General features: G+C 63.1%; 16 protein-coding genes and 1 pseudogene. 7 read left to right on the plus strand and 10 right to left on the minus strand.

Features of this window, described 5'->3' with window-relative positions:
* Positions 1 to 170, minus strand: a 170-nt coding sequence (locus IVB32_RS37950; RefSeq protein ID WP_247413134.1) for an acyl-CoA dehydrogenase family protein, incomplete at its 3' end; no start/stop codon positions are given.
* 262 nt (positions 171 to 432) lie between these two features.
* Here IVB32_RS37950 and IVB32_RS37955 point away from each other — a divergent pair.
* A complete protein-coding gene (locus tag IVB32_RS37955) occupies positions 433 to 1983 on the plus strand; it encodes a long-chain fatty acid--CoA ligase (protein ID WP_026233060.1) in 1551 nt (516 codons plus the stop codon).
* A 73-nt stretch (positions 1984 to 2056) separates the two neighbouring features.
* On the plus strand, positions 2057 to 3277 hold the full coding sequence (locus tag IVB32_RS37960) for an ABC transporter substrate-binding protein (RefSeq protein WP_247295930.1): 1221 nt from the start codon (positions 2057 to 2059) through the stop codon (positions 3275 to 3277).
* A gap of 50 nt (positions 3278 to 3327) precedes the next feature.
* Here the strand turns inward: IVB32_RS37960 and IVB32_RS37965 are convergent, their stop codons facing one another.
* Both IVB32_RS37965 and IVB32_RS37970 read right to left on the minus strand, forming a co-directional pair.
* Positions 3328 to 4839 carry a glycosyltransferase family 2 protein gene (locus IVB32_RS37965; protein ID WP_018455954.1) on the minus strand — a complete coding sequence of 504 codons (1512 nt, stop codon included), beginning with the start codon at positions 4837 to 4839 and terminating at the stop codon, positions 3328 to 3330.
* 47 nt (positions 4840 to 4886) lie between these two features.
* Entirely contained in the window at positions 4887 to 5657 is a 771-nt protein-coding gene (locus IVB32_RS37970) for a helix-turn-helix transcriptional regulator (RefSeq protein WP_247295928.1), read from the minus strand.
* 183 nt (positions 5658 to 5840) lie between these two features.
* On the opposite strand from IVB32_RS37970, the pseudogene IVB32_RS37975 reads away from it, so the two are divergent.
* The 5 genes and pseudogenes from IVB32_RS37975 to IVB32_RS37995 all read left to right on the plus strand — a co-directional run bounded on the left by IVB32_RS37975 (position 5841) and on the right by IVB32_RS37995 (position 13362).
* A pseudogene (locus tag IVB32_RS37975) lies at positions 5841 to 8103 on the plus strand (marine proteobacterial sortase target protein).
* A gap of 189 nt (positions 8104 to 8292) precedes the next feature.
* Positions 8293 to 8862: a class GN sortase gene (locus IVB32_RS37980; protein WP_085361925.1), complete on the plus strand. Its 570-nt coding sequence runs from the start codon at positions 8293 to 8295 to the stop codon at positions 8860 to 8862.
* Between the two features lie 151 nt (positions 8863 to 9013).
* Entirely contained in the window at positions 9014 to 9994 is a 981-nt protein-coding gene (locus IVB32_RS37985) for a glycosyltransferase family 2 protein (protein WP_085361926.1), read from the plus strand.
* 159 nt (positions 9995 to 10153) lie between these two features.
* Positions 10154 to 12373 (plus strand): acetate--CoA ligase family protein, encoded by a 2220-nt coding sequence (locus IVB32_RS37990; RefSeq protein WP_026233059.1) that lies wholly within the window; start codon positions 10154 to 10156, stop codon positions 12371 to 12373.
* Between the two features lie 158 nt (positions 12374 to 12531).
* Complete coding sequence (locus IVB32_RS37995; RefSeq protein WP_018455949.1) at positions 12532 to 13362, plus strand: MlaD family protein; 831 nt, start codon at positions 12532 to 12534, stop codon at positions 13360 to 13362.
* Between the two features lie 3 nt (positions 13363 to 13365).
* On the opposite strand, the gene IVB32_RS38000 is transcribed toward IVB32_RS37995, so the two are convergent.
* The 7 genes from IVB32_RS38000 to urtC form a co-directional block, all read right to left on the minus strand.
* On the minus strand, positions 13366 to 16485 hold the full coding sequence (locus tag IVB32_RS38000; protein WP_247295926.1) for an autotransporter domain-containing protein: 3120 nt from the start codon (positions 16483 to 16485) through the stop codon (positions 13366 to 13368).
* A gap of 303 nt (positions 16486 to 16788) precedes the next feature.
* Positions 16789 to 17829 carry an aliphatic amidase gene (locus IVB32_RS38005; RefSeq protein WP_018455947.1) on the minus strand — a complete coding sequence of 347 codons (1041 nt, stop codon included), beginning with the start codon at positions 17827 to 17829 and terminating at the stop codon, positions 16789 to 16791.
* 40 nt (positions 17830 to 17869) lie between these two features.
* Positions 17870 to 18244, minus strand: a complete 375-nt coding sequence (locus tag IVB32_RS38010) for a zinc ribbon domain-containing protein (protein ID WP_018455946.1) — start codon at positions 18242 to 18244, stop codon at positions 17870 to 17872.
* Positions 18245 to 18334: 90 nt separating this feature from the next.
* The gene (gene fmdA / locus IVB32_RS38015) at positions 18335 to 19564 is read right to left on the minus strand and encodes a formamidase (RefSeq protein ID WP_007598072.1); all 1230 of its coding nucleotides are present in this window, start codon (positions 19562 to 19564) and stop codon (positions 18335 to 18337) included.
* A gap of 27 nt (positions 19565 to 19591) precedes the next feature.
* Complete coding sequence (gene urtE, locus IVB32_RS38020; protein WP_018455945.1) at positions 19592 to 20281, minus strand: urea ABC transporter ATP-binding subunit UrtE; 690 nt, start codon at positions 20279 to 20281, stop codon at positions 19592 to 19594.
* A gap of 11 nt (positions 20282 to 20292) precedes the next feature.
* The gene (gene urtD / locus IVB32_RS38025; RefSeq protein WP_018455944.1) at positions 20293 to 21048 is read right to left on the minus strand and encodes an urea ABC transporter ATP-binding protein UrtD; all 756 of its coding nucleotides are present in this window, start codon (positions 21046 to 21048) and stop codon (positions 20293 to 20295) included.
* Between the two features lie 118 nt (positions 21049 to 21166).
* On the minus strand, positions 21167 to 22306 hold the full coding sequence (urtC, locus tag IVB32_RS38030; protein WP_018455943.1) for an urea ABC transporter permease subunit UrtC: 1140 nt from the start codon (positions 22304 to 22306) through the stop codon (positions 21167 to 21169).
* Positions 22307 to 22312 lie beyond the last annotated feature (6 nt).

Raw genomic sequence — 22312 nt, forward strand, 5'->3', positions numbered from 1 at the left:
GGGAAACCGAGTCCCAAGAGCCCGATCTCGGCCGCCTTGCGATAGAGCGCGCGGGGGAATTCACCGGCCTCATCCCACTCGTGGGCGAAGGGCGCAATCTCCTTGTCGACGAAGCGGCGCATCACCTCGCGAAAGGCGTCATGCTCGGCGGTATAGAACGGGCTCATCATCGCACTCTCGCCTTGCTGGCGGATTCGTCTCGTCCACCATGGCCGGAACCTTGGCGGCTCACTTGCGCGGAGTGGCTGGCCGAGCCCCGCTCCAAGCAAGCTCGCTCTAGCAACTCAACGCAAGACGATTTTCATCGCTCGCGCGCCAACTCCGGATCAAAAAAAGGATGGTGCACAAACTCCGGCTGGCCCTTGGGCCATGCCGGGCATGGTGCATGGCAATAGGGACGCGGGCGGCACAAGTCCGCCGAGGGAGGAATTCTTGGCCGTTCGTTACTACGACTGGATCGCCCACCATGGCCGCCGCACACCGAACAAGATTGCGGTGATAGACCTCGCGAGCGAGCGCCGCTTTACCTATGCGCAGCTCGACGCGCGCATCTCGCGTCTCGCGTCATTTCTGCGCCATGCGCTGAAAGTCTCGCGCGGCGAGCGGGTCGCGGTGCTGGCGCTGAACACGACCGATACGCTGGAGGTGCAATTCGCCTGCGGGCGGTTAGGTGCGATCTTCGTGCCGCTGAACACCCGCCTCACCGTTCCCGAACTCCAGTTCATCACCGCAGATTGCGCGCCGAAGGTGATGATCCACGACACCGATCTCGCCGAAACGGCGCTGGCCGTGGCAAGGCTCTGCGGCATTGCGACGAGCCTGCTGCTTGGCCCCAGCGGGACTTATGAGGCCGGCATCGCCGCCGCAAAGCCACTCGAGAAAATCGAGGAGGTGACCCTCGATGACGTCTCGACCATCATGTACACCTCGGGCACAACGGGTCATCCCAAGGGCGCCACCATCACCCATGGCATGACCTTCTGGAATTGCGTCAATCTCGGCGGCCCCGCCTGCATCGGGCCGTCCTCGGTGCTGCTCACCGTGCTGCCGCTGTTCCACACCGGCGGCCTGAATTGCTACACCAATCCGGTGCTGCACGCCGGCGGCACCGTGATGATCATGCGCGCCTTCGATCCCGGCACGGCGCTCGGCCTGATCAACGATCCCGCACAGGGCATCAACGTGTTCTTCGGCGTGCCCGCGATCTACCAGTTCATGGCCCAGCATCCGGCGTTCGCGACCACCGACCTCGGCCGGTTGATCGTGGGAGGTGTCGGCGGCGCACCAATGCCGGTGCCGCTGCTCAAGGTGTGGGAGGCGCGTGGCGTCGCACTCCAGCAGGGCTACGGCATGACCGAGACCTCGCCGGCCGTGCTGGTGCTCGACCGCGAGGATGCGGCACGGAAAGCCGGCTCCGCCGGCAAGCCGGTGCTGCACACGGAAGTGCGCATCGTGCGTCCTGACGGCGGCGACGCCGATGTCGGCGAACTCGGCGAGCTCTGGGTCAAGGGACCGAACATTACGCCCGGCTACTGGAACAGGCCGGAGGCGAACAAGACGTCGTTCACCGATGGCTGGCTGCACACGGGCGACGCGACACGCGTCGATGAGGAAGGTTTTTATTACATCGTCGACCGCTGGAAGGACATGTACATTTCCGGTGGCGAGAACGTCTATCCGGCCGAGGTCGAGAACGTCCTGCACCAACTCGACGCTATCGCGGAAGCCGCCGTGATCGGCATTCCCGATCCGCAATGGGGCGAGGTTGGCCTCGCCATCGTCGCGGCCAAGCCCGGCCAGCGGTTGACCGAGACAGATGTCTTCGCGCACTGCGCGGCGAATCTCGCGCGCTTCAAATGTCCACGCCAGGTCCGCTTCGTCGATGCGTTACCCCGCAACGCCACCGGCAAGATCCACAAGCCGACCTTGCGCAAGGAATTCTCAGGCGCCTCGGAAGTCGACAAGAAAGCCGCCAACGCCTGATCAAAGCGCCCCTCTCGCGGGCACTTTTCTTTTTGACGTGCGTGTTCCAACCCAGAAAAGCCAAGGAATTTTCATGAACAAGAAACTCTCCCTGCTCGCCGCAGCAACGGCGCTGATGCTGCTGACAGCCCAAACCGCGTATGCGCAAAAGGCGTACGACACCGGCGTCACCGACACCGAGATCAAGATCGGCAATGTCGAGGCCTATTCCGGCCCGGCTTCCGCCTACGGCGTCATCGGCAAGACCGAGGAAGCCTATTTCAAGATGATCAACGATCAGGGCGGCATCAACGGCCGAAAGATCAATTGGATCTCCTACGACGACGGCTACTCGCCGCCTAAGACCGTTGAGCAGATCCGCAAGCTGATCGAGAGCGACGAGGTCTTCCTGGTGTTCAACGCGCTGGGCACGCCGACCCAGACCGCCGTGCAGAAGTATCACAATTCCAAGAAGGTGCCGCAGCTGTTCCTCGCCACAGGCGCCAGCAAGTGGAATGACCCGAAGAACTTTCCCTGGACGATGGGCTTCCAGCCCAGCTACCGCGTCGAGGCACAGATCTTCGCGAAGTATATTCTGAAGGAGAAGCCGGACGCGAAGGTCGCGATTTTTTATGCCAACGACGATTTCGGCAAGGACTACCTCGCCGGCATCAAGGACGTGTTCGGTGACAAGGCATCGAAACTGATCGTGGCCGAAGAGAGCTACGAGACGTCGGAACCCTCGATCGATGCTCATATCGTCAAGCTCAAGGGCACCGGCGCCGATGTCTTCGTGAACATCGCCACGCCGAAATTCGCGGCGCAGGCGATCAAGAAGATCGCGGAGCTGGAGTGGAAGCCGATGCATCTCATGACCGATGTCTCGGTGTCCATCGGCGCGGTGATGAAGCCTGCCGGCCTCGAGGCATCCGAAGGGGTGCTGTCGGCTGGTTATCTGAAGGATGCGTCGGATCCGCAGTGGAAGGATGATGAGGGCATGAAGAAGTTCATGGTCTTCGTCGACAAATACATACCCGGTGCAAATATTTCGGACGCCAATCTGGTTTACGCCTATGCCGCAGCCCAGACCATGGTGCAGGTGCTGAAGCAGGCGGGCGACAATCTGACCCGTGAGAATGTGATGAAGCAGGCAGCGAGCCTCAAGGACTTCGTGCCCGACACACTGATCCCGGGCATCAAGATCAACACCTCCGCCACGGACTTCGCGCCGATCGAGCAGCTCAAGATGTGGCGGTTCAAGAAGGGCCAGTGGGAACTGTTCGGCGATATCATCAGCGCCGAAACGGGCGGCTAGTTCGACTGAGAGCAACAGCCTGAATCGACCGAATAGCGGCCGAAGGGCCGCTATTCTTTTCCAGCAAGCGACGGCGCTGTTCCCGCGCTTTCAACCTCGATCATGTCGTCGCCGACGTCGATGCCCGCGATCGGCAGGCCGAGACGACGCGAATCGCCGACGCCCCTGAACATGGGGCATGCCCAGGCGAGGGTGGCGATGCCTGACGGCGGCAGATCGAGGCTCAGCCTGTAGCTGTCACAACCGGTCACGACCGCTTCGGGGCGGATGGCCGTGCCATCGACATAGAATCGCGTGTCTATCGTATCTAGCGGTGCGCGAAGTGCGGGGCTTCGAACGCGGACAATGGTGCGGCCCGGCTTCCCCTTGATGCGCACGGCTGCCTCTGGTTCGCTCCAGCGGAAAGTGTGACCGGCAGAGAACTCTTCGGCATGGAATCCGATCTGCGCGACAACGCGCTCACCAAGGAGCCCGTCAACAGGTCCCGCATCTCGTCCGAGACGGTGAATGCAATCGAGCCTCTGATGCCGGATCAGCGCGGCGATGTATCGCCGCATCCATCGCGCGATCGCATCGCTCGATCCGGCGGCCGTCACAGCGACCAGCACGGCCCGCGCGTGCCATGCCGCCAGCCGCGCGAAACCGCGCGCGCCGAGACCGCCGAGCAGCGCCGGCACGGCCCAACGCCATACCGCCAGCCATTTCTCGCCAGGCCCTCCCCCGCCGTCACCGAGGCTGGAGCGCAGGAGCGCGTTCAGTGCATTGCGGGCGAGCGACGCGCCGGCCTCGCTCCGCGAGCTCCACTCGACCGGAATGTCGAGCAGCTCGCTGCCGGCATCGTTGCGGGCCTCGCTCAGATAGCGAATCTCGCCTTGCACGAAGTCGAGCGTGAATTGCTTCAGCTCGCCGATCTCACCGACATAGTAGTGATGGAAGCGCGCCTCCTCGAGATAGCCGATGGAATGACCTCTCGCGTGATAGGCGGCGGCGAGCACCCATTCGGCGAAATGACCGAGCTCCTCGCGCAGGCCGCCGCATTCCCGGTAGACGTCGTGCCGCGTCACGAAACACTGATCCAGGACCTTGCGCCAGGGATGCTGCTTCATACCGAACTCGATGTCGGCCTGGTACATGGCGGCCTCTGCCACGGATAACCGGTTATGGCAGATCGGGATCGAACGGCAGGAAAAGCCGGCCCAATCGGGATGAGCATCGATCGCGCGAATGCAGAGTTCGATCACGTCGGGTTCGGGCCGGCAGTGCGATTCCGTGAAGAACAGATAGCTGCCGCGCGCCTTCGTCGCGCCGAATGCGCAGAGCCCGATGTCGTGTTCGGAATCGGTGAATTCGAGGCGAGCCCTGTTGCCGGCCAGCGCCTTCAACTGCTCGCGTGCCGTGAAATCCGGAGGCACGACCAGAATGATCTCGTAGAGCGATGTGTCGGCAGTTTGCGACGTCCAGCCGAGCCAGGACATCTCCCACTGCCCGCGGTGAGATTCGAGCGGGATAATGATTGAGAACAGCGGAGATTCGCCGTCGTAGAGTGCGGACGCGTCCTGCATGTCCCCTTATAGACGCATGCTCGTCATTCCGGATAATTTCTTGCGGGCTATACCGACAGAAACAGCGCGAACGATTCTTCCACCGTTCGGCGCAGAAGCTTTTGGTACAATTCGTGGTTAGCATCGCCGGGCGCGACCCGACCCAGCGAGGGCTTCGCGAAGTTTCGGAGCGGCACATAAGCGATCGGCGCTGCGATCGGCGTCAGCTGCGAGCCGGGACCGGCGCGGAGCGTCGAGATGATCCCGTACATCTCGCCGGCGACCGTCGGCCGCGACACAGTGATCACGCGATGCTGGCCGTGCTTGATGATGACGAGATAGATGAAGCCGGACTGATGCGGCACGGCGACCTCGCCGGTGTGTTCGTAGGCGGCATCGGTCCGCTCGCCCTCGCGGAACACCAGTGAAGAGACCTTCGGCTCCCAGACGATCTCGGTGCGGTAGGCGAAGATCGCGTCCTTGTCGCCGAACGACGGTCGCAGCGTGATGTAGACGTCCTCGAGCCACGTCACCGCGCGATGGGCATAGGAGCCGAGGCTGTCGGGCGCGACATCGTTTGCGGCCGGAGGCGTCACTACGGCGGCGCTTCTGCGCAGGGAGACGCCCAGCGCCTGCTCCAGCCGCACCGTGGTCGCCAGCGTGAACGGCCGTCGGCCGCCGAGCACCTTCTCCAGCGTCGACAGGCTGAGCTTGGCCTGCTCGGCCAGCGCCTGCCGGGAGATCCGGCGCCTGGCGAGCTCCTCGCGAATGGTCTCCGCGATCTCGCGGCTCTGCTCGTCCGACAGCTGCTTGTCGGTGAATTTGTCCTGCGTCTGCATCGTGGCCCTGCTCCAGGACGACATCCTAGCAGGACGGACAAACCAGCACAAAACCGCACTTCGCCATCTCGGAGGCGGCCGGCCGGGCCGGCCGTGGCGGAACATTGCCGATCATTCTGCTCGCGAAATCGGGCCGTCCCGGCGGATGCTCGGGGCCAGCAAACATGCTCGGGAGCAGGCCAAATGGATACTTTTGACACGACGGACAGCAACGAACACCCTTGGCTGGGCAGACTGATCGTGGTCGGACTGTTCCTTCTGGCGCAGGGCATCGCGGTGATGCTGGTCGCCTTCGTGGCCCTGCTGGTGAGCTTCGAGCCGGGCTGGTCGGCGACGACGGAGCAGGCCAAGCCTGCTCCAGCCCGGCGATGCCAAATCCGGTTCTCTCCTCCTCAAGGAGGATGGCGCCTACACGGAAGCGATCCGCCTCGGCATCGACGTCGACATCACGGTGTCGGGCCCGACACTGCGAGCACGAGTCACCCAAATCTTTCGCAACCCGACGAAGGACTGGGTCGAGGCGACCTATGTCTATCCGCTCCCCGCGGACGGCGCCGTCGATTCGCTGAAGATGGTGGTCGGCAACCGCGTCATCGTCGGGGACATCAAGGAGCGGCAACAGGCGCGCATGATCTACGAAGAGGCGCGCCGCGCCGGCCAGAAGGCCGCGCTCACCGAGCAGGAGCGGCCGAACATCTTCACCAACTCGGTCGCCAATATCGGCCCTGGCGAAACCGTGCTGGTGCAGATCGAATATCAGGAGCCGGTGCATCAATCCGGCAACGAATATTCGCTGCGCCTGCCGCTGGTGGTCGGGCCGCGCTACAATCCGGCGCCGATCGTCCAGAGCGTCGATTTCCGCAACGATGGCTCCGGCTGGGGCGCGACCAACTCGGACCCGGTGCCGGACCGCGACCGCATCTCGCCGCCCGTGCTGGATCCCGCCAGGAATGCACCGGTCAATCCGACCAGCATCACGGTGCGTCTGAACGCCGGCTTTGCGCTCGGCGAGGTCACGAGCCCCCATCATAACGTCAAGGTCGCGAGCCCGGACAATACGATGCGAATCGTCTCGCTTGCCGACGGTGCCGTGGCTGCCGACCGCGATTTCGAACTGACCTGGAAGCCAGCGGCCGTGAAGGCGCCGTCGGTCGGCTTATTTCGCGAGCGCGTCGGCGACGCCGATTATTTGCTTGCCTTTGTCACCCCGCCCGCCGCCGAGCAGGCGACGCAGAAGCCGCGGCCGCGCGAGGTGATATTCGTGATCGACAATTCCGGCTCGATGGGCGGCACGTCGATCGTTCAGGCCAAGGCGAGCCTCACCTACGCGCTCTCCCGTCTCCAGCCGACCGACCGTTTCAACGTCATCCGTTTCGACGATACCATGGACGTGCTGTTTCCGGTCTCCGTCGCGGCGGATGCCGAGCGTGTCGGTGAAGCCACCTCGTTCGTCAGCGCGCTGCAGGCGCGTGGCGGCACCGAGATGGTGCCGGCGATGCGGGCCGCGCTGACCGACAAGCTTGGCGACGCCGGCATGGTTCGCCAGGTCGTATTCCTGACCGACGGTGCGATCGGCAACGAGCAGCAATTGTTCGAAACGATCACGGCGATGCGCGGCCGCTCGCGCGTGTTCATGGTCGGCATCGGGTCGGCGCCCAACACCTATCTGATGACGCGCGCCGCCGAGCTCGGCCGCGGTGCCTTCACCCATATCGGCTCCGTCGAGCAGGTCGAGGAGCGCATGCGCGGCCTGTTTGCCAAGCTCGAGAACCCGGCCGTGACCGGGCTGAGCGTAAAGTTCTCCGAAGCGAAGGCCGACGTCACACCGACGATCATTCCCGACGTCTATCGCGACGAGCCGCTGGTGCTGGCGGCAAAGCTCGACACGCTTGCGGGCTCGGTCGAAATCAAGGGCCGCGTCGGTGACCGCCCATGGTCGGTGACGCTGCCGCTGCAAAATACGGCCGAAGGCAACGGCCTGTCGAAGCTTTGGGCCAAGCGCAAGATCGCCGATGCCGAAGTGGCGCGCACCCTGCGCGAAATGACGCCCGAAGACTCGGACAAGGCAATCCTGGCACTGGCGCTCGACCATCAGATCGTCACGCGGCTCACCAGCCTCGTCGCGGTCGACAAGACGCCGAGCCGTCCCGAAGGCGAGCCGCTCAAGCCCAGCGAATTGCCGATCAACCTGCCGGCCGGTTGGGATTTCGCGAAGGTCTTTGGCGAACGACAGCAGGTCCCAGCGCAGCTCCGCGAGCGTCACGCCGATGCACGCAACCAGCCGGCCACGAGGCGACCGACGCCCGCTGCACCGGATGCGATCCGCCTGCCCAAGACCGCGACCTCGGCCGAGCTGAAAATGACCGCAGGCCTGATCTTGGTCGTGCTCGCCCTGATCCTGTTCGTGTTCAAGCGGCGTCAGTCCTTGCTCACTGACGCCGCTTGAGAGAGGAGCCCCCCGAACTCCTCTGTTAGCGCGCGCGGCTGCCCGTCCCACACACCAACGGCCGCGCGCGCCTTTTTGAACTCGCCCTCTCACCTTCGTCATTGCAAGCGAAGCATCCAGAAACTCATCCACGGAGACAGTCTGGATTGCTTCGTCGCTTCGCTCCCCGCAATGACGGGAATTAGTACAATGCCGCGCATCATCTCTCCCCTCGCTCTCGCCCTGATCGGCATCATCCTGTTCGGCGACGGCGCCTACATCCATGCCAAAGCATGGCTCGCGCAGGTGCTGCTGGAGCGCGCATTCGACCAGAGCGTTGCGACCGGCGAGGTGGTCAGGCCATGGTCATGGGCCGATACTTGGCCGGTTGCGCGAATCGAGGTGAGGCGGATCGGCGCCCGCGCGATCGTACTGGAAGGCGCGAGCGGCCAGGCGCTCGCTTTCGGGCCCGGCCATATCCGCCAAACGGCTGACGCGGGCGAGCGGGGCGTTGCCGTATATGCAGCGCACCGCGACACTCATTTCCGTTTCCTGCGGAATGTCGCCATTGGTGACCTGATCGACGTCACACGCAGTGATGGCAAGCACTTTCGTTTTCGCGCGGATTCCTCCGCTGTGGTTCGCTTCGATGCCTCGGGGATCGATCCTGCGGCACGGGCAGCCGAACTCGTGCTCGCGACCTGCTGGCCGTTCAACGCCGTCGCGTCCGGCCCCGAGCGCTACATCCTGCATGCTACCCTGATCGGCACTGATGAATAGCGGTTCGCAATCGATCCGCACCCCCCTCTTGAATCCGCCCGACCTGTAGGGACAATGCCGCTCGATGGAACCCCTGAACCGGCGCCGTCGACCGCAGACCCATCAGAATGGCCTATTGAGCATTTCCGCTGTAATTTGCGAGAAGACGGTGATGGATGAGGAGTTCAGGCAGCGTCTCGAACAGCTGGAAAGCCGCGTCGCGCTCCTGGAGAGGAACCAGGATCTTATCGCCGCCGGGCAAAGACGCTCCTCGCTTCGGAGCCTCTGGCGCCGCCCGCCGATGTGGACCTTCGAGCAATATCCGCCGCGCCTGCTCAACCTGACGGCTTTCCCGCGAGCTCCTGCGATCCATCCGGGCGCGCCCAGAATCGCGATGGTCACTCCGAGCTACAACCATGCGCAATATCTCGGCGCCACGATCGACAGCATCGTCAGCCAGAACTATCCGGACCTGTATTATCACGTGCAGGACGGCGCCTCGATCGACGGCACGCTCGATCTCCTGAAGAGGCGCGGCGATAGCCTGAGCTGGAGCAGCGAACCGGACAAGGGGCAATCCAGCGCCATCAATCTCGGCTTCGTCGGCGCCGAGAGCGAGATCATGGCCTATCTCAACAGCGACGACGTGCTGCTGCCCGGGACACTTGCGTATGTCGCAAATTACTTCATCGCACATCCGCGTGTCGACGTCGTCTACGGCCATCGCGTCTTCATCGATCGCGAGGGACTCGAGGTCGGCCGCGCCGTGCTGCCGCCTCATGACGGCAAGGCGTTGCGATATGCCGACTACATTCCGCAAGAGACGATGTTCTGGCGCAAGCGCGTATGGGACAGGATCGGGCCGATCGACGAGAGCTTACACTACGCGATGGACTGGGACTTCATCCTGCGGGCGCAAGCCGCAGGATTCAAATTTGCACGCTTGCCGCGATTTCTCGCCTGCTTCCGAATCCATGACGCACAAAAGACGGCATCGACCTATGCGGTCGGCGTCAGGGAGATGGGCATCCTGCGGCGACGCATTCTCGGCTTCGAACCGACACAGATGCAGATCCGGCGCGCCATCGCTCCTTATCTGGCGAAGCAGCTGGCCTATCACTACGCCTACAAGCTCGGCATCCTGCGATACTGAACCACGGCGCGAGCAGTGATCCCAAAATGTCGATCACCAGGGCTTGGCGCGCGCTCATTCCACCGCACGGCATACCCGCCCACGTGGTTGCCAGTCCGAAGAACTCGCCATAGAACAGAGTGACGCACCGCCAACAAGAACAACAGGTGAGGTCACACCATGGAAGCTCGCGTATCTGCCGCCTCAGCTTCATCGCGCCCATGGTCTCCGCCGCCCGATGCCAGCGACATCGTCAAGGGCATCCACGCCATGCTGCATCCGCGCAACATCGTGCTGGTGGGCGCGACCGACAAGCCCGGCAACTATGCCGAGCGCATCTGGAACAATTTGGTCAAATACGGCTACGAGGGCGGGCTCTATCCCGTCAATTCCAAGCGCGACACCATCTGGGGTGTCCCCTGCTACAAGGACTTTGCAAGCCTCCCGGAGAAGCCCGACCACGTGCTGGTGCTGGTGCCGGCGCGCTTTGCCGTGCAGGTGATCCGCGATGCCGCCGCGGCCGGCGCGCGCTCGGCCACCATCGTCACCTCGGGCTTCAGCGAGTTGCAGGACGAGGAAAGCCAGAAGCTCGCCGCCGAACTGCAAGCGGCCGTGCGCGAGACGGGATTGGCGGTCACCGGCCCGAACTGCCTCGGCAATTTGAGCGCGGGCGAAAAGCTCTTCACCAATATCGACGACCGTATCGTCACCATGGAACAGGGCGCGGTGGCGATTGCCGGGCAATCCGGCGCCATCGTCATGGCGATCCGCCAGGCCCTGGAAGATCGCGGCGTCGGGGTCGGCTACATGGTGACGACCGGCAACGAGGCAGGGCTCGAGACGCCGGACCTGATGCGCTATTTCGCCGAGGATCCTAGCATCAAGGTGATCGTGGTCTACCTCGAAGGCGTGCGCAACACCAAGGCATTCCGGGACGCCTGCAAGGCGGCGCGCGCCGCGAGCAAACCGGTGATCGCGCTCAAGCTCGGAGCGTCCGAGGGCGGCCGCGCGGCGGCGATGGCACATACCGGCGCGCTCGCGGGCTCGATCGAGACCTTCGACGCCATTGCAACGCGCGAAGGGGTCATCAGGGTCGGCGGGCTCGACGAGCTGATCGAGACCACCGAATGTTTCGTCCACGCCGCAGTGCCCAGGGGCGACCGGCTCGCCGCAGTGACGCTATCCGGCGGCAAGCGCGGCATGCTGATCGACGCCTTCGATGCAGAAGGCCTGAATTTTGCACCACTCAGCTCGCATGTCGGCTCGGAGCTGGCAAAGATGCTCGGGCCGGGCTCGATCGTCGGCAACCCGCTCGACGCCGGCTTTGCCGCGGTGGTCGATCCCTCCGTCTACATGAAATCGATCGGGCTGATGATCGACGACCCCGATATCGACATCGTCATCATCGATGCCGAGCTGCCGAAAGCGCCGCACGAGCTGCGCGAGCGCAATCTGCGCATCGTCGACGAGATGGCGAGCCGGGCCGGCAAGCCGGTGATCTATATCAGCGCGATGTCGATCGGCTTCACGGAGTTCACCAAGACCTTGCGCAAGTCGCTGCCGCATCTCGCGGTCATGCAGGGCATGGATCGCGCGGTGACTGCGATCAAGTCGCTGCTCGACTACGCCAAGCTGCGCAAGGAAGTGCCTGATATCGTCTCCAGCTCGAAGCCTGCAGCGCGCGCCGTGCTTGAGAAGGCGCTGAAATCGGCAATTGGCGCCGCGCTCGACGAGGTCGCCTCCAAGAAGCTGCTGAAGGCCTATGGCATCCCGATCTCGAAGGAGGCAATCGCACAGACGGCAGCCGAGGCCGTGAAGATCGCCAAGCAGATCGGCTTCCCCGTCGTGGCCAAAGTCGTCAGCGCCGAGATCCTGCACAAATCAGATATCGGCGGCGTGGTGCTGAATCTCAACAACCCGGCCGCGGTGAAGAAGGCGTTCGCCGACATCACCGCGCGGCTGAGCAAGCTGAAGGGCAAGCCGAAGCTCGACGGCATCCTGATCGCGCAACAGGTGAAGGCAGATCTGGAACTGGTGGTCGGCGCCTCCCTCGATGCCGAGATGGGCCCGGTCGTGCTGTTCGGCACTGGCGGCATCGACATCGAGCTGATGAAGGACGTCGCGCTCGCCGGCGCGCCGCTGGACGAGGCTGAGGCTCGACTCCTGATCGGCCGCACCAAGGCCGGTATCAAGATGCGCGGCTATCGGGGCAAACCGGCCTTGCACGAGGCCTCCGCGGTGAAGGCGCTGGTCGGCCTGTCCAACCTGATCGCGGATGCTGGCGACCGGATCGCCTCGATCGACGTCAATCCGTTCCTGATCAATGCCAAAACAGGCGTCGCCGTCGATGCCCTGATCGTGCTGAACAATGCTGCGGCCAAGAACACCGCCGGGCATTGATGTCGCTGAGGGCGGTTTAGCGCAGCGTAATCCGCCAATCCTTGCGACAAAACGCGAGAGGAAGTGGCGGGTTACGCTTCCCTAACTCGCCCATCCTATTATTGCGGCCACGCCATCATCCTTCCAACTTCCCCGCTTTGGCCGTAAAATCATCCCGCATGGCACGCGCGAGCAATCTGGTGATCGGAACGGCGACGCTGGCGGTGATCGCCGTGGCGTTCGGCGGCGTGCTCGGCGTGCAGAAATGGCGCACCCTCCAGAGCCGCAGCCAGTTGCGCGTGGTATTCGAGGGGGGCTCCGCCAGCGGATTGCGCCGCGGCGGACCGGTCAATTTCGATGGCGTCCCCGCCGGCCAAATCCTGTCGATCAAGCTGGACAATCCGCGCAAGGTCGTGGCCCTGGTGATGCTCGACAATACCGCGCCGATACGCAAGGACACCGTCGCGGGCATCGAGTTCCAGGGCCTCACCGGCGTCGCCGCGGTCTCGCTGATCGGCGGCGCGCCCTCGGCGCCGCCAGTGCCGCTGGACTCGGACGGCGTCCCCGTGCTGACCGCCGATCTCAGCGATGCCGAATCGATCGTCGACACCCTGCATAGCGTCGACCGTACGATCGTCAGCAACGCCCCGGCGATCAAGGAAGGCCTGCGCACGTTCGAGAACTACACCGCCGATCTCCGGAGCAAGGGCGGCGAAATCGATTCCGTCATGGCCAGGGTCGACAGCGCCTTCGCGGGCTTCGACAAGGCGGTCACAAAGATCGAAGGCGTGGTGCCCGGCTTTGCCGACGGCAAGGCGGATGAGCTGTTCGAAAAGATCCAGGGATTGCACGAACTCGCCGACACCATGAAAAAGAAATCGGCGAACTTCCTCGATGACATCCGTCGCTCGCTGCTCGACGTCAGCGAAGCCGCCAACAAGATGAGCGGGACACCCACGCCGGCCGCCGCTCCGCGACCGCCCCGGAAGCCGGCGCAGCAGAAACGGTAGCGCCTACCACGCGTAGCGGACGACGCCCTTGCCGGCGTAAGAGCGGGTGACGTTCGAGAACTCGCCCTCGAAAGTCGCCGACGCAGACCAGCCGTTCATCCAGCTCATCTGCACCGCCGCTGTGGTCAGCGCGGAATCGTGTGCTTGGGCGGCGCCGTTCACCACGAACGCCGATCCCGGCAACGTTTGGAAGACCGCACCGATGGTGCGATCCGGATTGTAGTCATGCGCCCAGGCGACGCGGCCGCGCAAGGTTATCAGGCCGCCGGCTGCGGCAAAGGACTTGTCCGCGCGCAGGCCGAGTTCGGTGCGGGTGCTGGTCACGTCCTTGGCGGCATAATTCAGCGCGAAGACGTTGCTGCCGACCACAGCGAACTCCGAATAGCTCGGAAGGCTGAACACGGTGGCCTGGAGCGCCGCATAGGGGGTGAGGCCGATCCACTGCCAGGCATAGCGATAGCCGCCCTCGACACGGCCCGAGAGCGCGTTGGCGTTGAACTGCGCACGCAATTGATCCACGCCGGCGGCGGTGACGATGCGATTGGTCGTGACGTCCTGCCAGCCATAGGCCAGCGCGGCCGTGACATAGGCCGGTCCTGCGTTGTGACGCACGAAGGCGCCGGCCTGGAACAAATCCGAGCGGCCCCAGCCGAGCCCGGTGACATTGAAGCCGGTGCCGCCGCCGGCGAGCGCAAAACCTACGATCGTCGACGGCGAGAAGCGATAATCCAGACCAACCGCCGTGCCGTACACGCTGCTGGTGGCGTTGTTCGAGCCAAGCGCCGCATTGCCGTCAGTGGCCTGCGAGCCGCCATAGCCGGCGGCCCAGACGTCCCAGCGCTGCTCGAATGTCAGCGGCGGTGCCTTGCGGTAGATCGAAGCAAGGGCTTCGTTCGCGTTCTTGCGGGTCGCGGCATAGGCAGTCGCGTTCGTCTCGTCGGCATAGGGCGTCGCGCCCGGTGCGCCGCCGCGTCCCGCGCTGAAGACGTCGGTCAACAAGCCGATAAATTGGTTCATCGCATTGAACGTCGTCTGCTGCGATCCCGTCCCTGATTCGCCGGAGGCTTGCGTCAGTCCCGTCGGCGAGAGATTCGCCAGCACCACGGGAAGGCTGCCGGTGTTGTCGAAGTAGTGCGTCAGAATGTTGGCGACATTCTGCTGGTTGATATTGAGGCCGCCGCCATAGCCCAGCGCGAGATCCAGGAAGACGTTGTTGGGGTCGTAGCTCAGGGTCGCATGCAGGTTCGATGACAAACCCGCGACGACCGGATTGAAGCTGTCGGGCAGCGTGCCCGCGTTCAGGATCGTGTAGTGCTTCGCGATCGAGCCGGTCGGTACGACGACGACCGTGGCGCCGGCGAGCGTCGCCGTTCCCGTGACGACCGCGACGCCGTTGCTGGTGCCCGAGACCTGCACCATGTAGTGCGACGCCGACGTAAACGAGAGATCACCGGACACGTTGAGCGTCCCGGTGGGACTGCCCGGTGCTAGCGTACCGCCGTTGACGGAGATGGAGCTTCCGACCGTGCCGACGCCACCGAACGTGCCGCCGGCCGCGACACTCACATTGCCATTGATGGTGCCGGCCAGCGTGAGCGTGCCGCCCAGCACGTTCCAGTCCTGATTACCCGTGCCGGTCACCGTCCAGGTCGAATTGTCGACCTTGTTGAAGGTCGAGAAGCCGTCATACTGAAGAAGGGGACCGATCAGGTCGAGGTTGAACGTATCCTTGCCGATGCCTCCGAGCTGGAACGTGTCGACGCCAGTGCCGAGCACCAGGCCGTTGATGATGCTGCCGGGTCCTAGCGTCAGCGTGTTGGGGCCGCAGACACAAAACTCGATTGCAGCGATTCCGGCCGCAGCGTTGATGGTCCCGGAGTTGAAGACGTTGGCCCCGCCGCTCACGCTGATGCCGACGCCGCCAGCACCGACGGTGATGGTTCCGGTATTGACAACGTGGTTTGTCGTTGTGAACGAGCTCACGTCGATGCCGAAGCCGGAATCGCCGACCGTGATCGTACCTCTGTTGATGATGGTGTTGGAATCACCGAGAGCTACGATGCCCTCGGCGAAATCGGCCCCTGTGATCCGTCCATTGTTGCTGATCGTGGAGGACAGGCCCGTAAACGCGATGCCCGCACCGCCCAGACCCACGCTGATCGTCCCGTTTTGGTTGATCGCGACCCGATTGCCCTGCACCGCAATGCCGGCGGACGTGCCATCGCCCGACTTGATCGAGCCACTATTGGTGACCTTGGCGTCATCACCGAACAAGGCGATGCCGGCACCAAAGTCGCCGGCCGTGATTGCGCCGAAATTGCTGACGATTTGAAAACTACCCTGCATAAAGATGCCAGCGGCACCCTGCCCGACCGAAATCGTGCCGGTGGCGGTGTTGGTGACCGTGTTGTTATCCATGGTCGCAACGATGCCGCCGGAGAAGCCGGAGGAATCGCCGACCTTGATCGCGCCTGCATTGGTCACGGTCGTGCCACCGAACGAAGCGAAAATCCCGATTGAATCATCGAGTCCGGTGATCGTGCCCGTCGCGGCGTTGGTGATCGTGTTGCTCTGGACCGCGAAGATGCCCGCGCCCGACGCGCCGATGGACAGCGCACCGCTGTTGCTAACGCTATTGTTGTTTCCTACCGAGATCGCGCTGCCGTGGTCGCCGGTGGTGACGGTCCCGGCATTGATGATGATGTTGTGATCGAGCGCGGAGATACCGAGGCCGTTATCAAGCACCGTGATGGCGCCGTTGTTGGTCACGGTGTTCGAATTGCCGCCATTGATGCCGGTGAGGCCCGAGCCCGCCGCCACCGTGCCGTTGTTAGTGATGACGTTGGTGTCATTGACGTTGATCGCCGCCGTGCCGTTATCGTTGACGCTGGCGCCAGTCAGCACATTTACGGTCAGATTGGTGACGCCGCCGCTTGCCGCAAAGCCGTCGGCATCGGTGCCGCTACAGGTGACGGTCTGCCCGCTTGCCGCCGGGTCGGGCGCGCAGTCCGCCTGCGCAGGTGTCGCCGATAGGCCGAGGCTGAGAACGACCGCCACGACAGACGAAGCGACCGCGGCAAGGCGCAGCCCAATCCGACCAGCCTTCGGCGGCCCAAATTCCACTTTGATGCCCTCAGTCCAGCGCTCCCCAGCGGCGCCGCCGGCAAACTAGGCCGCCGGGCCCCTCCGTGGAACTACGGAATCGGCGGAATCGCTGGGGGACAGCAAAACCGGACTGATTCAGCGGACCATGTTGCACCAGAGGCACGCTTTTCCGGCGCAGCCTGGTCGATCCACGACGTTTGCGTGTGCGGTTCGGTCGCAGTATTGACCGTCGTTCACATCAATGACTGATCATCTGGGGCGGCGCCGCGTCCCAACGGGAGCGAGCGGCACGCCTTCACACACACTGATTTGGGCAACGGCTTAGTAATTGGTGGGCGCCGCTTCATTCGGGATGCCGTCGATCGGGCATTCGGCGGTACCGGGCGTCGCGCGCGTCATCGCCTCGACCATGTCCCGGGTGCCTTCGGGATCGGCGATCCAGTTCTTGTAGAAATCATAGGGGCAGACGGCGAGGCCGCGCGGGCTTTCGCCGGAATTGATCATGCCGGTGTAGCCGCGGTGGACCAGCTTGTAGAGATGGTTCTGCGACTGGCCGTTGCGGCGCGCATCGCGGATCAGATGCTTCGACAGCTGGGCATATTGGATGCCGTAGTCCTCCTCGCCGCACTCGCCGAGGGTGCGGCCGTCGAAACCGATGATCGCGGAGTGACCGAAGTAAGAATAGACGCCGTCGAAGCCGGCAGCGTTGGCGACCGCGACATAGACATTGTTGGCCCATGCCATCGCTTTTGAAATCAGGATCTGCTGCTCCTTGGCCGGATACATGTAGCCCTGGCAGCGCACGATCAGCTCGGCCCCCTTCATGGCGCAGTCGCGCCAGATCTCCGGGAAGTTGCCGTCGTCGCAGATGATCAGGCTGACCTTCATCCCTTTCGGGCCGTCGGAGACATAGGTGCAATTGCCGGGATACCAGCCCTCGATCGGCACCCACGGCATGATCTTGCGGTACTTCTGCACGATGTCACCCTTGTCGTTCATCAGGATCAGGGTGTTGTAGGGCGCCTTGTGCGGATGCTCCTCGTGGCGCTCGCCGGTGAGCGAGAACACGCCCCACACCTTGGCCTTGCGGCAGGCCTCCGCAAAAATCGCGGTCTCTTCACCGGGCACCGCGCAAGCGGTCTCATACATCTCCTTGGAGTCGTACATGATGCCCTGGGTGGAGTATTCCGGGAAAATCACCAGGTCCATGCCGGGAAGGCCGGTCTTCATGCCCACCACCATGTCGGCGATCTTGCGGGCGCTGTCGAGCACCTCGGCCTTGGTGTGCAGGCGCGGCATCTTATAGTTGACCACCGCGACGCCGACGGTGTCGTTGCTGCTGGAGATGTCACCGTGAAGCATTTGAATTGCTCCTCTACTCTGTTTGAGATTGCCGCGTGAATCAGTGACTGATCATCCAGGGCCGCGCGGTGGGAAAACCCTTGGCACCGCTCCTGGTCTTGGTCACCAGCCGCGCCGGCTTGTTCTTATCCGGCGCGTTCTTTGACGAATTCTTGCCCGTGGAGCAGCAGCCGCAACCGGGGCCATGCGAGGCCTTGTATTGCGCCAGCGTCTGCGGCGCGTGCGTGCTGCGCTCGTTGGCGGCGTGAGCCTTGCGCGTCTCCGACGGCATGCAGAAGAAGTTCGGGGCGGTCAGAATCACGCGGGGCGCCATGATTTCACATTGCGGACAGGCTTGCGGATCGTCGCATTCGGCCATCGGGCGCATATCCTTGAACGGACCGCAATCGTCACAGAGATATTCATAGACCGGCATCGCATCATCCCTACGCTGTTGTCTGTGAGAGAACTGTCGCGGCGGATGCGGGGCGGCAGATACGCCGTCTCGCATCCGGTCGCGCAGGGATTACTTGTCCGGCGATATCGGCATCTGGATATCGCCCTTGATGTGCTTGATCGGACCTGCCGAGGACGGCATCACGTCGAAGTCGAAGATTTCCGTCGGCAGCCATAATGTGGCACAGGCATTGGGCACGTCGACGACGCCGGAGATGTGCCCCTGAACCGGTGCCGTACCAAGGATCGAATAGGCCTGGGCGCCGGAGTAGCCGAACTTCTTCAGATATTCGATCGCATTCAGGCAGGCCTGGCGGTAGGCGATGGTGACGTCGAGATAGTGCTGCTTGCCGGCCTCGTCGACCGAGATGCCTTCGAAGATCAGATAGTCCTTGTAGTTCGGTGTGATCGGCGACGGCTTGAAGATCGGATTCTTGACGCCGTACTTCGCCATGCCGTCCTTGATCACCTCGACCTTCAGATGCAGCCAGCCGGCCATCTCGATCGCACCGCAGAAGGTGATCTCGCCGTCGCCCTGACTGAAGTGGAGATCGCCCATCGAGAGACCGGCGCCGGGCACGTAGACCGGGAAGTAGATCTTCGAGCCGCGCGAAAGGTCCTTGATGTCGCAATTGCCGCCATGCTCCCGCGGCGGCACGGTGCGCGCGCCTTCGGCTCCGATCTTGTCCTTGACCTCGCCCTTGGCGCGGCCGCCATGAGCGGTCGGCGCGAACGGCGGATTGGCGAGGCCGGGCACACGGGTCGGATTGGTTGCGATCAGCTCGGCCTCGCGCTTGTTCCAGGTGTCCAGCATCTTCGGATCGGGGAGACAGCCGATCAGGCCGGGATGGATCAGGCCGGCGAAGTTGACGCCCGGAATATGCCGCGACGAGGTGTAGAGACCCTTGATGTCCCAGATCGACTTCTGCGCCAGCGGGAAATGATCCGTAAGAAATCCGCCGCCGTTCTGCTTGGAGAAGAAGCCGTTGAAGCCCCACATGCTCTCCTTCATCGGGCCAACGTCGAGCAGGTCGACGACGAGGAGGTCACCGGGCTCGGCGCCCTTGACGCCGATCGGGCCGGAGAGGAAGTGCACGATCGACAGATCGATGTCGCGCACGTCGTCGGCGGAATCGTTGTTCTTGATGAAACCGCCGGTCCAGTCATAAGTCTCGATGATGAAGTCGTCGCCGGGATTGACCCAGGCCACGATCGGAATGTCGGGGTGCCAGCGGTTATGCACCATGTCATTTTCATAGGCCGACTTGGTGAGATCGACCTTGATCAGTGTCTCTGGCATCGAGAGGCTCCCCTTTTACACGGTTGGTTAGACGGACAGATATTTCGAGACCTGTGCGGCATCGACGGCGCCGCGCGGATCATCACGGACGATCTCGCCGTTCTCGATCACCAGCACACGGTCGGCGATATCGAGCGCGAAGCTCAGGACCTGCTCGGACACGACGATTGAAAGCCCCTTCTCGTCGCGGATGTGCTTGAGCGTGCGCGCCATCTCCTTGATGATCGACGGCTGGATACCTTCGGTCGGCTCGTCGAGCAGCAGCACTTTTGGCTTGGTCGCCAGCGCACGAGCGATCGCGAGTTGTTGCTGCTGGCCGCCGGAGAGATTGCCGCCACGGCGGTCCTTCATCTCCAGCAGCACCGGAAACAGTTCGTAGATGTCACCGGGCACTTCGGTTCCGCCGGAGACCACGAGGCCGGTCTCGATGTTCTCCTTCACCGTCATGGTAGAAAAGATCATGCGGCCTTGCGGCACATAGGCGAGCCCCTTGGCCACCCGCTCGTAGCTCGGCAGGCTGCCGAGCTCGGCGCCGTCCATGGTCACCGAGCCACTCTTGGCCGGCAGGATCCCCATCAGCGATTTCATCAGCGTGGTCTTGCCCATGCCGTTGCGACCCATGATCGCCACGATCTCGTTGGGCGCGACTTTGACGTTGAGCCCGTGCAGCACCTCGCTCTGGCCGTAGGCGACGTGAAGATCAGAAATAGCCAGCATCGTCGCGCTCCTTAGTGACCGAGATAAACTTCGACGACCTTGGGATCGTTCTTCACCTTTTCCATGGTGCCTTCCGAGAGGATCTGGCCCTGGTGAAGCACGGTGACCTTGTGCGCGATGTCCTCGACGAACTTCATGTCGTGCTCGATCACGAGCACCGAGCGGTTTTTGATGATGCGGTTGAGCAGCTCGGCGGTCTTGGTGCGTTCGGACACGCTCATGCCGGCGACGGGCTCGTCCAGCATGAGCAGGTCAGGATCCTGAATCAGCAGCATGCCGATCTCGAGCCATTGCTTCTGGCCATGACTGAGCTCGGAGGCATAGGTGTTGAGCTTGTCCTTGAGGAAGATCATCTCGGCAACCTCTCCGACGCGTGACCTCACCAGCTGGTCACGCTGGAACGTGAGTGAGCCGAATACGGTGCGGCCGCGCGGAAACGAGATCTCGAGATTCTCGAACACGGTGAGGTCTTCGAACACCGACGGCGTCTGGAACTTGCGGCCGACGCCGGCCTTGACGATCTCGTTCTCCTTCAGCTTGGTCAGCTCGGTCCCGCGAAACTGGATCGAGCCTTCGGTCGCCTTGGTCTTGCCGCAGATCAGGTCAAGCACCGTGGTCTTGCCGGCCCCATTGGGGCCGATGATGACGCGGATCTCGTTCTCCTCGACGTAAAACGAGAGATCGTTGACGGCCTTGAAGCCGTCGAAGGAAACCGTCAGCCCGGAGACCGCGAGCAGGAATTCCTTGGGCTGATGACCGACGAGCATGATCTATCTCCTCACTGCCAGCGTGGCATCGGCATCGCGATGACCGACGAGCATGACCTATCTCCTCACTGCCAGCATGGCATCGGCATCGTGATGACCGACGAGCATGATGGTCTCCTCACTCTGCTGGTGCGCCGTCGGCAACCGAATTGTCGCTCCAGCCCGGCTTCTTGCGCGAGGCGAAAAGGCGGTCGACGCGCGGCTGCACATAGTCGGCCCAGAGCCCCGACAGGCCGTTCGGGAAAGCGAGCACGACCGCGATGAACAGCGCGCCGAGACCAAACAGCCAGAGTTGCGGAAAGGATTCCGACAGGCTGGTCTTGGCGAAGTTCACCAGAATGGCCCCCCATATCGCGCCAAAGATCGACATCCGTCCGCCGACCGCGGTGTAGATCACCATCTCGATCGACGGCACGATGCCGACAAAGGACGGCGACATGAAACCGACATTGAGCGCGAACATGGCCCCGCCGATCGCGGCGAAAACCGCGGCCATACAGAACGCAAAGATCTTGAAGTTGGCGACGCTGTAGCCGGAGAAGCGGACGCGGTCCTCCTGTTCGCGCATAGCCACCAGGATGCGGCCGAGCTTGGTCAGGCGGATGAACTGCGCGATGCCGATGCAGGCGAACAGCAGCACCACTTCGACGAAGTACAAGATGACCTTGGCGTGGTCGGGCCGGATGTCCCATCCCTTGAGGGTGCGCAGGTCGGTCATGCCGTTGATGCCGCCGGTGTAGCCCTGCTGGCCCACGATCAGGATGGTGAGGATGGCCGCCACCGCCTGGGTGATGATGGCAAAGTAGGTGCCGCCCACGCGCCGCTTGAACATCGCAGTGCCGATGATCAGCGCGAAGATGCCGGGGACCAAGATGATGGCGAGGATGGTGAAGGCGAGACTGTGAAACGGCTGCCAGAACAGTGGCAGTGACGTGATCTGATTCCAGTCCATGAAGTCCGGGATGCCTGGCGTCGACTGGATTTTGGTATTTTCGACGCTGGAGGCCTCCAGCTTGAGGAACATCGCCATGCAATAGCCGCCGAGGCCGAAGAACACGCCCTGCCCCAGACTGAGAATGCCGCCGTAGCCCCAGCACAGCACGAGACCGAGCGCGACGAAGGCGTAGGTCAGATACTTCGCGACGAGGTTGAGACGGAACACATCCAGCGAGAGCGGCAGGATCACGAACAGCACGGCGGCCAGCACGAGGAAGCCCATGAGCTCGGATCGATTGAAGAAGCGTGAGTTGATGACCATGACTTG

This window comes from Bradyrhizobium sp. 23 (genome assembly GCF_023073295.1).
GTDB lineage: Bacteria > Pseudomonadota > Alphaproteobacteria > Rhizobiales > Xanthobacteraceae > Bradyrhizobium > Bradyrhizobium canariense_D.

Bases quoted from the DNA above. Each gene is read 5' to 3' on its own strand.
- IVB32_RS37985 (WP_085361926.1), top strand. From the start codon at position 9,014: ATGGATGAGGAGTTCAGGCAGCGTCTCGAACAGCTGGAAAGCCGCGTC.
- IVB32_RS37970 (WP_247295928.1), bottom strand. From the start codon at position 5,657: ATGCAGACGCAGGACAAATTCACCGACAAGCAGCTGTCGGACGAGCAG.
- IVB32_RS37990 (WP_026233059.1), top strand. From the start codon at position 10,154: ATGGAAGCTCGCGTATCTGCCGCCTCAGCTTCATCGCGCCCATGGTCT.
- urtD (WP_018455944.1), bottom strand. From the start codon at position 21,048: ATGCTCGTCGGTCATCAGCCCAAGGAATTCCTGCTCGCGGTCTCCGGG.
- IVB32_RS38010 (WP_018455946.1), bottom strand. From the start codon at position 18,244: ATGCCGGTCTATGAATATCTCTGTGACGATTGCGGTCCGTTCAAGGAT.
- IVB32_RS37980 (WP_085361925.1), top strand. From the start codon at position 8,293: ATGCCGCGCATCATCTCTCCCCTCGCTCTCGCCCTGATCGGCATCATC.
- IVB32_RS37995 (WP_018455949.1), top strand. From the start codon at position 12,532: ATGGCACGCGCGAGCAATCTGGTGATCGGAACGGCGACGCTGGCGGTG.
- IVB32_RS37965 (WP_018455954.1), bottom strand. From the start codon at position 4,839: ATGCAGGACGCGTCCGCACTCTACGACGGCGAATCTCCGCTGTTCTCA.
- IVB32_RS37960 (WP_247295930.1), top strand. From the start codon at position 2,057: ATGAACAAGAAACTCTCCCTGCTCGCCGCAGCAACGGCGCTGATGCTG.
- urtE (WP_018455945.1), bottom strand. From the start codon at position 20,281: ATGCTGGCTATTTCTGATCTTCACGTCGCCTACGGCCAGAGCGAGGTG.
- urtC (WP_018455943.1), bottom strand. From the start codon at position 22,306: ATGGTCATCAACTCACGCTTCTTCAATCGATCCGAGCTCATGGGCTTC.
- fmdA (WP_007598072.1), bottom strand. From the start codon at position 19,564: ATGCCAGAGACACTGATCAAGGTCGATCTCACCAAGTCGGCCTATGAA.
- IVB32_RS38005 (WP_018455947.1), bottom strand. From the start codon at position 17,829: ATGCTTCACGGTGACATCTCCAGCAGCAACGACACCGTCGGCGTCGCG.